Origin of the sequence: Isoptericola variabilis, from assembly GCF_050311655.1 — a bacterium.
In the GTDB taxonomy this organism is placed as follows: Bacteria; Actinomycetota; Actinomycetes; order Actinomycetales; family Cellulomonadaceae; genus Isoptericola; species Isoptericola variabilis.
This window is the reverse complement of the sequence record NZ_JBNOZM010000006.1, coordinates 308,861-322,156: the sequence shown is the minus strand read 5'-3', so window position 1 is coordinate 322,156 and position 13,296 is coordinate 308,861. Positions and strand designations below refer to the sequence as shown.

Here is a 13,296-nt window from a genome sequence, read left to right as displayed (position 1 = left end):
CCGTCCGATGACGGACACCGCAGTCCGGTCCGCCGACCGTGCCCCGGCACGGTCGGCGGACCGCCGTCCGGAGCGCCGCGGCCGCGCCGCGACGTGGCGCAAGCGGGCGGAGATCGCCCTGTTCGTGACGCCGGCCCTCGCGCTGCTCGTCGCGTTCGTCGTGGTCCCCGTGGCCACCGCCGTGCAGATGTCGCTGTACAAGTGGAAGGGCTTCGGCCCGATGGTCGACTTCGTCGGCCTCCGCAACTACGTGTCGGTGCTGACCAACGAGGTCTTCACGGACGCCGTCGTGCACAACCTCATCATCGTGGTGGGCTCGATCGTGCTGCAGCTGCCCCTCGGGCTCGCGATCGCGCTGCTGCTCAACCGCAAGATGTGGGGCCAGGGCCTGCTGCGCACCATCATCTTCGTGCCGTACGTGCTGGCGGAGGTCATCGCCGGCGTCGTGTGGTTCCAGCTGCTGCAGCCGCAGTACGGCGTCATCGACACGATGCTCGCCGCCGTCGGCCTGCACGGTCCGGACCAGGGCTTCCTCGGCACGCCCGAGTACGCGCTGTGGACCGTGCTCGTGGTGCTCACCTGGAAGTACCTCGGCCTCGCCGTGATCCTCTTCCTCGCCGGCCTGCAGGGCGTGCCCGACGAGCTGTACGAGGCCGCCCAGCTCGACGGCGCCTCCTGGTGGCAGGTGCAGCGGCGCATCACGATCCCGCTGCTCGGCCCGACCATGCGCACCTGGGGCTTCCTGTCGATGATCGGCTCGCTCCAGCTCTTCGACATGGTCTGGATCCTCACCGGCGGCGGCCCCGCGAACGCCACGACGACGATGGCCACGTTCCTCGTCAACGAGGGCACCAAGCGGCAGAACTTCGGCATCGCCGGCGCCGCCTCCGTCGTCCTGTTCGTCATCGCCCTGGTGCTCGCGCTCGCGTACCAGAAGTTCATCCTGAGCCGCGACAGCAAGGAGGAGGGCCGATGAGCGCCGTCACGACGCCAGCCCGCCCGTCCGCCCGCACGGCGGACCGCGGGGCCCGGAAGAAGTCGTTCTCCGGCGGGAGCCCCCTGGTCTACGCGATCGCCCTCGTGGTGGTGGCGGTGACGCTCGGGCCCGTGCTGTACGGCGTGCTGGGCGGGTTCCGCACCAACGCCCAGCTCGCGGAGGACCCGGCCGGCCTGCCCAGCCCGTGGGTGTGGGACAACTACGCCGGCGTCCTCTCGGCCGACTCGCCGTTCTGGGGCTACTTCCTCAACTCCACGATCATCGCCGTCGTCACGACCGCCGTCGTCGTGGTGTTCGGCATCATGGCCGCCTATCCCCTCGCGCGGTACCGCTTCAAGGGCCGCGAGGCGCTGTTCATGGTGTTCGTGATCGGCCTGCTGTTCCCCGCGACGGTGGCGATCATCCCGCTGTTCATCCTGATCACGCAGAACTACCACATGGGCAACACCTGGTGGGGCGTGGCGCTGCCGCAGGCGGCGTTCGCGCTGCCGATGACGGTCGTCATCCTGCGGCCGTTCCTCCAGGCGCTGCCCACCGAGCTCGAGGAGGCCGCGCAGCTCGACGGCGCCAGCCGCATCGGGTTCTTCTGGCGGATCCTGCTGCCCCTGTCGGGGCCGGGGATGGTGACGGTCGGCGTGCTCGCGTTCGTCGGCTCCTGGAACGCCTACCTCCTGCCCCTGCTGCTGCTGCAGGGCGACATGCGGACGCTGCCCCTGGGCGTCGCCGACTTCTCCACGGAGCACTCGGCCGACACCGCGGGCGTGTTCGCCTTCACGACGCTGGCGATGATCCCTGCGCTGGTGTTCTTCCTCGCGATGCAGAAGCGCATCGTGAACGGCCTGCAGGGAGCCGTGAAGGGATGACCCAAGGAGAGCACGTGACCCACCCCGTCCCCACGGCGAGCCGGCTGCCCGAGCTGCCCGTGGTGTCCGAGCGCGTCCGCGCGCTGCACGCCCGCATGACCCTGGAGGAGAAGCTCGCGCAGCTGGTCGGCTACTGGCTCGACCAGGGCGGCGACGTCGTCGCCCCCATGCAGGGCGAGATGGCAGCCGGCGCCGGCGGCCGCCTCGAGGAGGTCACCCGGCACGGCATCGGCCACTACACCCGCGTGTACGGCACGCGGCCGGTGGACCCCGCCGAGCGGGCGGCCTGGCTGTGGGCGGAGCAGCAGCGGCTGCGCCGCGAGACGCGGCTCGGCATCCCCGCGCTCGTCCACGAGGAGTGCCTCACCGGCCTGTCCGCGTGGAAGGCGGCGACGTTCCCGACGCCGCTCGCCTGGGGCGCGTCGTTCGACCCGGACCTCGTGGCGGAGATGGGCGGCGTCATCGGCGCGTCCATGCGCGAGCTGGGCATCCACCAGGGCCTCGCGCCCGTGCTCGACGTCGTGCGCGACCCGCGCTGGGGCCGCGTCGACGAGTGCATCGGCGAGGACCCGTACCTCGTCGGGACGGTCGGCACCGCGTACGTGCGGGGCCTGCAGGACGCCGGCGTGCACGCCACGCTCAAGCACTTCGCCGGGTACTCGGCGTCGCGCGCCGGGCGCAACCACGCGCCCGTGTCGGCGGGCCCGCGCGAGATGGCCGACGTCTTCCTGCCGCCGTTCGAGATGGCGGTGCGCGACGGCGGGGTGCGGTCCGTGATGGCCACCTACGTGGACGTGGACGGCGAGCCGATGCACGCCAGCACGGAGTACCTCACGCGGATCCTGCGCGACGAGTGGGGCTTCGACGGCACGGTCGTCGCGGACTACTTCGGCGTCGCGTTCCTCGAGGTGATGCACCGGATCGCGGCCGACCGCGGCCAGGCGGCCGCGCAGGCGCTCGCGGCCGGCCTCGACATCGAGCTGCCGTCGGGCGACGCGTACCTCGAGCCGCTCGCGGAGGTGGTCCGCGCGGGCGGGCTGGACGAGGCGTACGTGGACCGCGCCGTGCTGCGCGCCCTCGCGCAGAAGGAGGAGCTCGGGCTGCTCGACGACGACGCGTTCGCCGGCGAGCCTCCCACCGTGGTCGACCTCGACTCGCCCGCGCACCGCGACGTGGCGCGCCGCCTCGCGGAGGAGTCGCTCGTGCTCCTCAGCAACGACGGCGTGCTGCCGCTGACGCGGTGGAGCGCCGCCCCGGCGCGCGTCGCCGTCGTCGGCCCCAACGCGCACCGCAGCGACGCGCTCATGGGGTGCTACTCGTTCGCGAACCACGTCCTGGCGCACCACCCCGACGTGCCCGTGGGCTTCCACATCCCCACGGTGTTCGAGTCCCTCGGGGGCGCGTTCCGCACCGCGGGCCTGCCGCAGCCGGAGCTCGTGCACGCGGCGGGCTGCGACGTCGAGGGCGAGGACACGTCCGGCTTCGCGGAGGCGGTCGCCGCCGCGTCGTCGGCCGACGTGGCCGTCGTCGTCGTGGGCGACCACGCCGGCCTGTTCGGGCGCGGCACCGTGGGCGAGGGCAACGACGCGGAGTCGCTGGAGCTGCCCGGCGTGCAGCGCGGGCTCGTCGAGGCCGTGCTCGCCACCGGCACCCCCGTCGTCATGGTGGTGCTCTCGGGCCGGCCGTACGCGATCGACTGGGCGCTCGACGTCGCGGGCGACTCCGACGACCGGCGCCCGGGCGCGGTGCTGCAGGCGTTCTTCCCGGGCGAGGAGGGCGGTACGGCCGTCGCCGCGGCGATCGCGGGAGCGGTGAACCCGTCGGGCCGGCTGCCGGTGTCGCTGCCGCGGTCGGCGGGGGCGCAGCCCTACTCGTACCTGCACCCCGTGCTGGGCGGGCCGTCCGACGTGACGTCCACCGACTCGACGCCGCTGCGGCCGTTCGGCTTCGGCCTGTCGTACACGACGTTCGCGTACACCGACCTGGCCGTGGACGGCGAGGTCGCCGCGGGCGGCTCGTTCGCGGCCGCCGTCCGGGTGACGAACACCGGGACGGTCGCCGGGTCGGACGTCGTCCAGCTCTACGGGCGCGACCTGATCGGGTCCGTGACCCGGCCCGTGGCGCAGCTGCTCGCGTACCGCCGCGTCGTGCTCGAGCCGGGGGAGTCCGCCCTCGTGACGTTCGACGTCCCCACGACGCGGCTCGCGTTCGCCGACCGCCGTGCCGTGCGCGTCGTCGAGCCGGGCGACGTCGAGGTGTGGGTGGGATCGCACGTCGCCGCCACGCCCGACGCCGAGGCCGAGGAGGTGCAGGACGCCACCGGCGGCGCGATCACCAGCGCCCGGCGCTCGGAGAAGCGCGACCTGCCGGGGACGGCGACGCCGCGCGCGACGCTCGTCGTCACCGGCGACACCTACGAGGTGACCGGTGCCGACCCGCGGGTGGTGACGTCGGTCGTGGCGTGACGATCGGTCGTGGTGTGACCGGCAGGGCCGGGCCCGAGGGTACCGCCTCGGGCCCGGCCCGCGCCGTCCCGGTCACCGGGCGAGCGCGGCGGCCCGATCAGGCGCCGTCCGGCCCGCCGTGCGGGCGCGACTCCCGGAACCACGCGGCGAGCGGCCGCGCGGTGAGCACCACGAACGCTCCGAACAGCGACTGCGGGACGAGGGCCGCCAGGCCGTCGCCGGTGGCGGCGACCACGCTCCCGTTCACGGCGACGTCGGCGACCATCACCACGACGCCCAGCACCACCCCGGCCCGCCGCCGCCAGAGGAGCAGCGTCACCACGAGCGGGTCGACGACGGTGAGGGCCACCCAGAACGCGCGGACGCCGGCGGGGTGCCCGGCGTAGACGTCGAGGCCGCCCAGCACGAGGTCGACCACGTGGGTCGTCGTGCCCACGAGGAACCCGGCCATCCAGAGCAGGCGCACCACGCCCAGGGCGCGTACGGACCACCGCGGCGAGGGCACCACCCCAGAATGGGGCATGGCCCGCCTGCTGCACGTCGTCCGGTCCGTCGTCGCGCCGATCACCCGGACGCGCGCCTTCCGCGCCGTCGCCCCCGTCGCCCTGCCGCCCGTGGAGCGCGCGCTCGCGTGGCTCACGCGCGGGCGGTTCCAGCTGTCCGCGGTGCTCGTGCCGTCGCTGGTGCTGCACACCGTCGGCGCCCGGTCGGGCGAGCCCCGCGACACCTACCTCATGTACACGCCCGTGGGCGGCCCGGACGGCACGGTGCGGCTGGTCGTCGCGGGCACGTCGTTCGCGCGCGGCCGGCACCCCGCGTGGACGTACAACCTGCTCGCCCACCCGGACGCGGCCGTGAGCATCCGCGGCCGACGGTTCGACGTCCGCGCGACCCCCGTCACCGACGACGGCGAGCGGGACGCGCTGTGGGCGCGCATCGAGGCGCAATGGCCGGGGTACCGCGCCTACGAGCGCGAGTCCGGGCGGGTGGTGCGGCTGTTCGTGCTCGAGCGGGCGGACGCCCGACGGTCACGCGCCCCGCGCCCGGTACGCGGTGGGTGACACCCCGTGGGTGCGGGCGAACCGGCGCGAGAAGTACAGCGCGTCGTCGTAGCCGCACGCCTGCGCGACGGCGGCGACGGGCAGGTCGGTGGAGTCGAGCAGCTCGCGGGCCCGCGCGAGCCGCAACCCGGCCTGGTACTGCAGCGGCGACGTGCCCACGCGCGCGCGGAACCGCGCCCCGAGCTGGGACGGGCTGAGCCCGACCATCGCCGCGAGCGACCCGACCGACGTGCGCTGCGGCGTCGTGGCCCGCAGGTGCTCGACGACGCGCTCGACCGGGTCCGGGGCCGGCCCCGGGGAGCGCCGCCCCGTCGCCACGACGTGCGCGAACGCGTGCCACGCCGCGCCCGTGGCACGGACCAGGCCGCCGGCCGTGCCGTCGTCGAGCCCGTCGATGGCCTGGGAGACGAGGCTGGCGAGCGCGGCCGGGTCGCGCAGGTGGGAGACCGGTCCGCCGGCGGCGGCGCGGGCGGCGGCGACGAGCTCGTCGGCGTCACGGCCGGCGGCGTGCAGCCACCAGAGGGTCCACGGGTCGTGCGCGGCGGCGGCGTACTCGTGCGGCGTCCCGGCCGGAACGAGCACCACGTCCCCGGGCCGGACGTCGGACCGGCCGTCCGGTGTGCGGCACCAGCCGGCGCCGGCGGTGCAGACCAGCAGGACGTGCTCCCGGGCGCCGTCGGGTCGCGACCGACCGTGGCGGGCGGCGTGCGGGAAGAACCCGGCGTCCGTCACGACGAGCCGGCCCGTCACCGGGCGCGCGAGGGCTGCGCGGACCGTGGGGCGCGGCACGACGACCATGCGCTGACCGGCGAAGCCGTCCCGGCGCGCCGCGGTCGCATCGACCGTCGTTTCGTCCATGTGCCCCAGGGAATCGCCCATCGTGCGACGCGGTCAAGCGGCCTACGTTCGTCCCATGCCAGGAGAAGAGTCGCGGATCGTCCTGCCGGCCGTCCCGGACGGCCTCGCCGACCGGCCCGTGCGCGGGTGGCGCGAGCCGGTGTCCATCGACACGTACGACATCGGCGAGCCGGACCGGTACCCGGCGTACCTGGACCAGCGGGTGTACCAGGGGTCGTCGGGGGCGGTGTACCCGATGCCGTTCGTGGACCGGGTCGAGCAGGCCAAGGCGCCCCGCGAGTGGGACGCGATCCACCTGGAGAACACGTTCGTGCGCCTCATGGTGCTGCCCGAGCTGGGCGGGCGCATCCACGTGGGTCTGGACCGCACGCGCGGCTACGACTTCTTCTACCGCAACGACGTCATCAAGCCGGCGCTGGTCGGGCTGGCCGGGCCGTGGCTCTCGGGCGGCGTCGAGCTCAACTGGCCGCAGCACCACCGGCCCGCCACGTTCCTGCCGACGGAGGCGTGGATCGAGGAGGAGCCCGACGGCGCGGTGACGGTGTGGTGCTCCGACCACGACCCGTTCGCGCGGATGCAGGGGATGCACGGCGTGCGGCTGCGCCCGGACAGCGCGCTCGTCGAGCTGCGCGTCCGCCTCGTCAACCGGACCGACGACGTGCAGACGTTCCTGTGGTGGGCCAACGTCGCCGCCGCGGTGCACGACGACTACCAGGCGTTCTTCCCCACGGACGTCACCGTCGTGGCCGACCACGCCAAGCGCGCCGTCACGACGTTCCCCGCGGCGTCGGGCCGCTACTACGGCGTCGACTACCCGGCGCAGCGCACCGCCGGGCGTCCCGACGGCGACCGCCTGGACCGGTACCGCAACATCCCCGTGCCGACGTCGTACATGTGCCTCGGCTCGCAGGACGACTTCTTCGGTGGCTACGACCACGCCGCCCGCGCCGGGTTCGTGCACTGGGCCGACCACCGGGTGTCGCCCGGCAAGAAGATGTGGACGTGGGGGAACGCCCCGTTCGGCTGGGCGTGGGACCGGCACCTCACGGACACGAACGGCCCGTACGTGGAGCTCATGGCGGGCGTCTTCACCGACAACCAGCCCGACTTCGCGTTCCTGCGCCCGGGCGAGACCACGACGTTCTCGCAGTACTGGTACCCGATCCAGGACGTCGGCCCGGTGCACCAGGCGACGCGCGACGCGGCGGTGCGGCTCGACGTCGAGGGCACGGCGGTGCGCGTCGGGGTGGCCGTGACGGCCCCGCGGCCGGGGGCGCGGGTCGTGCTGCGCGCCGGCGGCGAGGTGCTGCTGGACGAGCGGGCCGACGTCGCGCCCGGGGTTCCCCTCGTGCGCGAGCTCACCGGGCCCGCCGGCGTCGACCCCACCGCCTACGACCTGGTCGTGGAGCACGGCGGCGCGACCCTCCTGGCCTGGCGCCCCCGGGCCGCGGCGGACCCCGACGCCGAGGTCCCCGAGCCCGCCACCGAGCCGCCCGCGCCCGGCGAGATCGCGTCCTCCGACGAGCTCTACGTCACCGGGCTGCACCTGGACCAGTACCGGCACGCGACGCGGTCGCCCGAGCCGTACTGGGCGGAGGCGCTGCGCCGCGACCCCGGGGACGCGCGCTGCGCGACGGCGCTCGCGGCCCGGCGGGCGCGCGCGGGCCGCCTGGAGGAGGCCGAGCGGCTGCTGCGCACCGCGGTCGCGCGCCTCACGGTGCGCAACCCCAACCCGCGCGACGGCGAGGCGCACTACCGGCTGGGTGTCGTCCTCGCCCGGCAGGGCCGGACGGCCGAGGCTCGCGAGGCGCTGGGCACGGCGTCGTGGGACCAGGCGTGGCGGGACGCCGCGGCCGTCGCGACGGCGCGGCTCGACCTCGCCGAGGGGCGCGACGCCGCGGCCGCGGAGGAGCTCGACGCGCTGCTGCGCCGCAGCCCGGACCACGTGCAGGGGCGCAACCTCGCGGCCGTCGCCGCCCGGCGGGCCGGGAACACGGAACGCGCCCGCGACCTGGTGCGCGGCACGCTCGCCGTCGACCCCCTCGACGCGTGGGCGCGCGACCTCGGTGTCCGGCTCGGGCTCGCCGTCCCGGTCGGCCCGACGACGGACCCGACGATCGCGCTGGACGTCGCGCTGGAGCACGCGTCGGCGGGGGAGGTGGCGGCCGCCGTCGAGCTGCTGGAGGACGTCGCGACCCGCCCGTCCCCGCGCGGGCAGCGCGACGTGCGGGCCCTGGCCCTGCTGCACCGCGCCGACCTGGAGCTGGCCTGCGGCGACCGGGCGGCCGCGGCGGACGCGCTCGAGCGGGCCCGGAACGCCCCGCGCGCCTGGGCCTTCCCCGCGGCGACCGACGACGACGCCCTCGCGCGGCTGCGCCGGGCGTGGCCGCAGGACCCGCTCGTGGCCGGGCTGGCGGGCCACCGCCTCTATGCGGCCGGCCGGCGCGAGGACGCGGTCGCGGCCTGGGAGGTCGCGGCGGCGGGCGACGGGACCGACGTCGTCGTGCTGCGGAATCTCGGCGTGGCGGCCTACAACGTGCGCGGCGACGCCGACGCGGCGGCCGCCTGGTACGCCCGCGCGCGGGCGCTCGCCCCCGACGACGCCCGCCTGCTCTACGAGGCCGACCAGCTCGAGGCGCGGCGGGGCACCGACCCGGGGCGCCGCCTGACGACGTTGCTCGACCAGCCCGACCTGGTCGCCGCCCGGGACGACCTGTCGGTCCAGCTCGCGGAGCTGCTCACCGCGCGCGGCCGCGCGGCCGAGGCGCTCGACGTCCTGGGCGGCCGGGCCTTCCAGCCGTGGGAGGGTGGCGAGGGCCGGGTGCTGGCCGCCTGGGACGCCGCGCACCTGGACCTCGGCCGCCAGGCCCTGGACGGCGGCGACGCCGCGGCCGCGCTGGCGCACGCCACCGCCGCCCTGACCCCGCCGGAGTCCCTCGGGGAGGCGCGCCACCCGCTCGCCAACACCGCCGACCTGCACCTGCTGCTCGGCGACGCGCTCGCCACGCTCGGCCGGGACGACGAGGCCCGGGACGCCTGGCGCACCGCGGCCGACCAGCAGGGCGACTTCGAGGGCATGGCCGTCCAGGAGCTCTCGGAGCGGACGGCCGCCTCCGTGGTCGCGCTGCGCCGGCTGGGCCGTGACGACGATGCGCGGCGCCTGCGCGACGGGCTCGCGCGGTACGTCGACGAGGAGGCGGGCCGCCGTGCGACCGTCGACTACTTCGCGACGTCGCTGCCCGCCATGCTGCTGTTCGCCCACGATGTCCAGCAGGACCACGACGACCGGGTCCGCGCCCTGCGCGACCAGCTCGCCGCCCTCGACGAGGACGCCGCCGCGCCGGCGTCCGCCTGACCCCCCGCGTCTCGAAGGAGAGTGCCCCATGACCGTCGCCCCCTCCGGCCGGCGCTCCGTCCCGCACCGCGTGCAGGCTCGTCGCCCCACCCCGCCGCGTCGCGACCACCTGGAGCTGGGCGACCCGCCCGGCGCGTCGGACGCGGTGGCGGTGACCAGCCGGTACCTCGAGCGGGCGGGGCTGCCCTGGTTCCCCGTGACGGGCGAGGTGCACTGCTCGCGCCTCCCGCGCGAGCGCTGGTCCGAGGTGCTGGGGCACGCGAAGGCGGGCGGCCTGGACTCGGTGGCCACGTACGTCTTCTGGCAGGCGCACGAGCCCGCGCCTGGCGACTTCCGGTGGGACGGGAACCTCGACCTGCGCGCCTTCATCGAGACGGCCGGCCGGCACGGGCTCGACGTGGTCGTGCGGCTGGGGCCGTGGGCGCACGGCGAGGCGCGGTACGGGGGCTTCCCCGACTGGCTCGTCGAGCGCGGGCTGGCGACGCGCACGAACGACCCGGCCTACCTCGACCTGGTGCGCACCTACTACGCGCAGGTGGTGGCGCAGCTCGACGGCCTGACGCACGCCGAGGGCGGGCCCGTCGTCGGGGCGCAGGTGGACAACGAGCTCTACGAGCAGCCCGAGCACCTGGCCACCCTGCGCACGATCGCCGAGGAGCAGGGGCTGCGGGTGCCGGTCTGGACCGCGACCGGGTGGGGCGGCGCCCAGGTGCCGGCTTCGCTGCTGCCCGTGTACAGCGCGTACGCCGACGGGTTCTGGGAGGACGCCGAGACCGAGTGGCCGGCGTTCTCGCCCGTGCACTTCCGGTACAGCACGGTACGCGACGACCTCTCGGTGGGCGCGGACCTGCGCGAGGCCCTCGACGGGATCGTGCTCGGCGGCGACGGCCCCGGCACGGGCGTCGCCCTGAAGGACGACGACGTCCTGCCGTACGCGACCTGCGAGCTGGGCGGCGGGATGCACGTCGCCTACCACCGGCGCCCGCTGGTGACGCCCGACGACGTGGCCGCGCTCGCGCTCGCGAAGCTCGGCAGCGGCTCCGTGTGGCAGGGGTACTACATGTACGCGGGCGGCACCCAGCGCGTCGGGCCGCACGGCACCGAGCAGGAGTCCCACGCCACCGGCTACCCCAACGACGTGCCGAGGCGCACCTACGACTTCGGCGCCCCCGTGGGCGAGCACGGCCAGGTGCGACGTCACCACCACCTGCTGCGCCGCCAGCACCTGTGGCTGCAGGCCGACGGCGCGGCGCTGGCGGCCATGACCACGACGGTGGGCGGCGGGAGCAAGGACGCGGGCGAGCTGCGCTGGTCGGTACGGGCGGACGGGCGCCGCGGGTACGTCTTCCTCACGACGTACCAGCCGGCGCGGTGCCCGCTGCCGCCGCAGCCGGGCGTCCAGGTCGCGGTCGAGCTCGACGACGCCACCGTGACCGTCCCGACGCGTCCCGTCGACCTGCCCGCGGGCGTCTCGGTGGCGTGGCCGCTGCGGTACCCGCTGGGCGAGGGGCTGGTGCTGCGCAGCGCGACGGCGCAGCTGCTCACGAGGATCGACGGGGCGGGCGTCGGAACAGGAGTCGGCGGCGCCGCGCGGGAGGTCGTCGTGCTGGTCGCGACCGACGGCGTCCCGGTGGAGCTGGTGCTCGAGCGGGACGGCGACGGCGAGGTCGGGGCGAGCGGCCCGGTGGCGGCGCGCGCCGAGGACGGCGCGACCGTCCTCGACCTGGTCGGCGAGCCGGGGCCGGAGACCGTGATCCGGCTGCGCGGCCGTTCCGGTGAGGTCGACGTCCTCGTGCTCGACGAGGGGTCCGCGAACCGCCTGTACCGGCTCGACGTCGGCGGCCGCGAGCGCCTGGTGCTCGCCGACGCCCCTGTGCACGCGCTCGACGGCGGGCTCGTCGTGCACACGGAGGAGCCGGCGGTGACGGTGTCGATGCTGCCCGCGCCGCGGTCGCTCGAGGTGGCCGCCGGCGACGAGGCGCGCCTCGACCCGTCCGCCGCGCAGGGGCCGTGGACGTCGTGGACGCTCTCCGTGCCCGGGGCCGGGCGCCGCCGGGTCGCGACGGACCTGCACCCGGACGCTCCCGCCCCGCCGGAGCCGGCGACGGGCGGCCCGATGGGCCGGCTCAGCGCGCCGACCGACTTCTCCGGCGCCGCGCGCGTGGACCTGGACGTGGCCGCCGACGCGCTCGCCGGCGTCGACCGCGCGCTGCTGCGCGTCGCGTGGACGGGCGACGTGGGCCGCGCCGTCGTGCGCCGCGAGGGTGGCGACGTCGTCGTGAGCGACCACTTCTGGCACGGCCGGGACTGGGACGTCGACCTCACGCCGTGGCGCGACGCCGTCGCGCGCGCCGGCCTGACGCTCGAGCTGCTGCCGTGGCGCGCCGCGACCGGCGTGTGGGTGGACCCGTCCGTGCGCGACGTGCCGGACGGGATCGCCGTCGCCGCCGTCGATGTCGTGCGCGTGGCGCGGGTGGTGCTGGCGGTCGGCGACCCTGCCTAGGGTGACGGCATGGCCGACGTGAACGACCCGTACGAGCTCGTCCCCACCGCGCCGGACGTCGAGACCTACGTGCGGCTGCGTCGTGACGCGGGGCTCAGCCCCAAGACGCCCGAGCAGGCGGGGTACGCCGTCGCGAACAGCTGGGCGTTCGCCCACGTGCGGCACCGACCGTCCGGCGACGTCGTCGCGATGGGGCGCGTGCTCGGCGACGGCGGCTGGTACTTTCACGTCGCCGACATGGCGACCCTGCCCGACCACCAACGGCAGGGCCTGGGTCGGCGCGTGCTCGGGTGGCTGCTCGCGCAGATCGACGAGCGGGCGCCCGCGAACCCGTACGTGACGCTCATGGCGGACGCGCCGGGGCGTCCCCTGTACCGCAGCATGGGGTTCGTCGAGTCGGCGCCGCACAGCCTCGGGATGGTCCTGGCCGACCGGCCCTGAGCGCCCGGGCTGCCAGGTGCGGCCGGTCGCGAGACCATCGGACGATGGCGACCGACGGCGACATCCAGCAGACCATCAGCGACCTCATCGCCCGGGAACGAGAGCTGCGCGAGCGGCTGGCGAAGGGCGAGATCGACGCGAGCACCGAGCACGAGGAGCTCGCCGCGACGGAGACCCGGCTCGACCAGTGCTGGGACCTGCTGCGGCAGCGGCAGGCGGCGCGCGAGTTCGGCGGCGACCCGGACCAGGCGACCGTTCGCCCCGCGGACGTCGTGGAGCACTACCGGGGGTGACGCCGTCCGCCACCCCTGGAGCAAGGAGCCTCCGACCGATGCAGAAGATCCCCCGCCCCGCGACCACGAAGAACCCGCCCGAGCAGTTCCACGGCGACGTGTGGCTCGACCCGATCGCCGCGCCGCAGGAGGGCGACCAGCGGATGGTCGTGGCGCTCGTGCGGTTCGCGCCCGCGGCGCGCACGGCCTGGCACTCGCACGCCCGCGGGCAGACGCTGCACGTCGTGTCGGGCGTGGCGCTGGTCGGCACCCGCGACGGCGTCGTCGTCGAGGCCCGGCCCGGCGAGACGGTGTACTGCCCGCCGGGGGAGGAGCACTGGCACGGGGCGTCGCCGGACGACTTCATGGAGCACCTGGCGATGCTCGAGAACGCCGACGACCCGGCGGCGACGACCACCTGGCTGGAGCACGTCACGGACGAGGAGTACGCCCGCGCGCCGTGGCTCGACGTCTGACGCCG

Annotated in this window: 11 protein-coding genes; 9 read left to right on the top strand and 2 right to left on the bottom strand. The window is 75.8% G+C overall.

The window, feature by feature from the left end; translation table 11 throughout:
- The first annotated feature begins 7 nt into the window (after window positions 1–7).
- From ACQP60_RS15360 to ACQP60_RS15350, 3 genes are read left to right on the top strand one after another with little or no spacing between them, the layout of a single operon-like run.
- Window positions 8–976 (top strand): carbohydrate ABC transporter permease, encoded by a 969-nt coding sequence (locus ACQP60_RS15360; RefSeq protein WP_429734319.1) that lies wholly within the window; start codon window positions 8–10, stop codon window positions 974–976.
- On the top strand, window positions 973–1,860 hold the full coding sequence (locus ACQP60_RS15355) for a carbohydrate ABC transporter permease (RefSeq protein WP_429734317.1): 888 nt from the start codon (window positions 973–975) through the stop codon (window positions 1,858–1,860). Before ACQP60_RS15360 ends, ACQP60_RS15355 begins: the two co-directional genes overlap by 4 nt.
- Window positions 1,857–4,325, top strand: coding sequence for a beta-xylosidase/alpha-l-arabinosidase (locus tag ACQP60_RS15350; RefSeq protein ID WP_429734315.1), 2,469 nt, complete (start codon window positions 1,857–1,859; stop codon window positions 4,323–4,325). Before ACQP60_RS15355 ends, ACQP60_RS15350 begins: the two co-directional genes overlap by 4 nt.
- A gap of 97 nt (window positions 4,326–4,422) precedes the next feature.
- Here ACQP60_RS15350 and ACQP60_RS15345 read toward each other — a convergent pair whose 3' ends face one another.
- Window positions 4,423–4,848 (bottom strand): hypothetical protein, encoded by a 426-nt coding sequence (locus ACQP60_RS15345; protein ID WP_429734313.1) that lies wholly within the window; start codon window positions 4,846–4,848, stop codon window positions 4,423–4,425.
- Here ACQP60_RS15345 and ACQP60_RS15340 point away from each other — a divergent pair.
- Window positions 4,847–5,386: a nitroreductase family deazaflavin-dependent oxidoreductase gene (locus ACQP60_RS15340; protein ID WP_429734311.1), complete on the top strand. Its 540-nt coding sequence runs from the start codon at window positions 4,847–4,849 to the stop codon at window positions 5,384–5,386. The two genes, ACQP60_RS15345 and ACQP60_RS15340, sit on opposite strands and share 2 nt — an antisense overlap.
- Here ACQP60_RS15340 and ACQP60_RS15335 read toward each other — a convergent pair.
- On the bottom strand, window positions 5,354–6,244 hold the full coding sequence (locus tag ACQP60_RS15335; protein ID WP_429734309.1) for a helix-turn-helix domain-containing protein: 891 nt from the start codon (window positions 6,242–6,244) through the stop codon (window positions 5,354–5,356). The genes ACQP60_RS15340 and ACQP60_RS15335 overlap by 33 nt on opposite strands.
- A gap of 55 nt (window positions 6,245–6,299) precedes the next feature.
- On the opposite strand from ACQP60_RS15335, the gene ACQP60_RS15330 reads away from it, so the two are divergent.
- From ACQP60_RS15330 to ACQP60_RS15310, 5 genes are read left to right on the top strand one after another with little or no spacing between them, the layout of a single operon-like run.
- Window positions 6,300–9,599, top strand: coding sequence for a DUF5107 domain-containing protein (locus tag ACQP60_RS15330; protein WP_429734307.1), 3,300 nt, complete (start codon window positions 6,300–6,302; stop codon window positions 9,597–9,599).
- 28 nt (window positions 9,600–9,627) lie between these two features.
- Window positions 9,628–12,102 carry a beta-galactosidase gene (locus ACQP60_RS15325; protein WP_429734305.1) on the top strand — a complete coding sequence of 825 codons (2,475 nt, stop codon included), beginning with the start codon at window positions 9,628–9,630 and terminating at the stop codon, window positions 12,100–12,102.
- A gap of 9 nt (window positions 12,103–12,111) precedes the next feature.
- Window positions 12,112–12,543, top strand: coding sequence for a GNAT family N-acetyltransferase (locus tag ACQP60_RS15320; protein WP_429734301.1), 432 nt, complete (start codon window positions 12,112–12,114; stop codon window positions 12,541–12,543).
- Window positions 12,544–12,587: 44 nt separating this feature from the next.
- Window positions 12,588–12,836, top strand: coding sequence for a DUF2630 family protein (locus ACQP60_RS15315; RefSeq protein WP_429734299.1), 249 nt, complete (start codon window positions 12,588–12,590; stop codon window positions 12,834–12,836).
- A 38-nt stretch (window positions 12,837–12,874) separates the two neighbouring features.
- Entirely contained in the window at window positions 12,875–13,291 is a 417-nt protein-coding gene (locus ACQP60_RS15310) for a (R)-mandelonitrile lyase (protein ID WP_429734297.1), read from the top strand.
- Window positions 13,292–13,296: the final 5 nt, after the last annotated feature.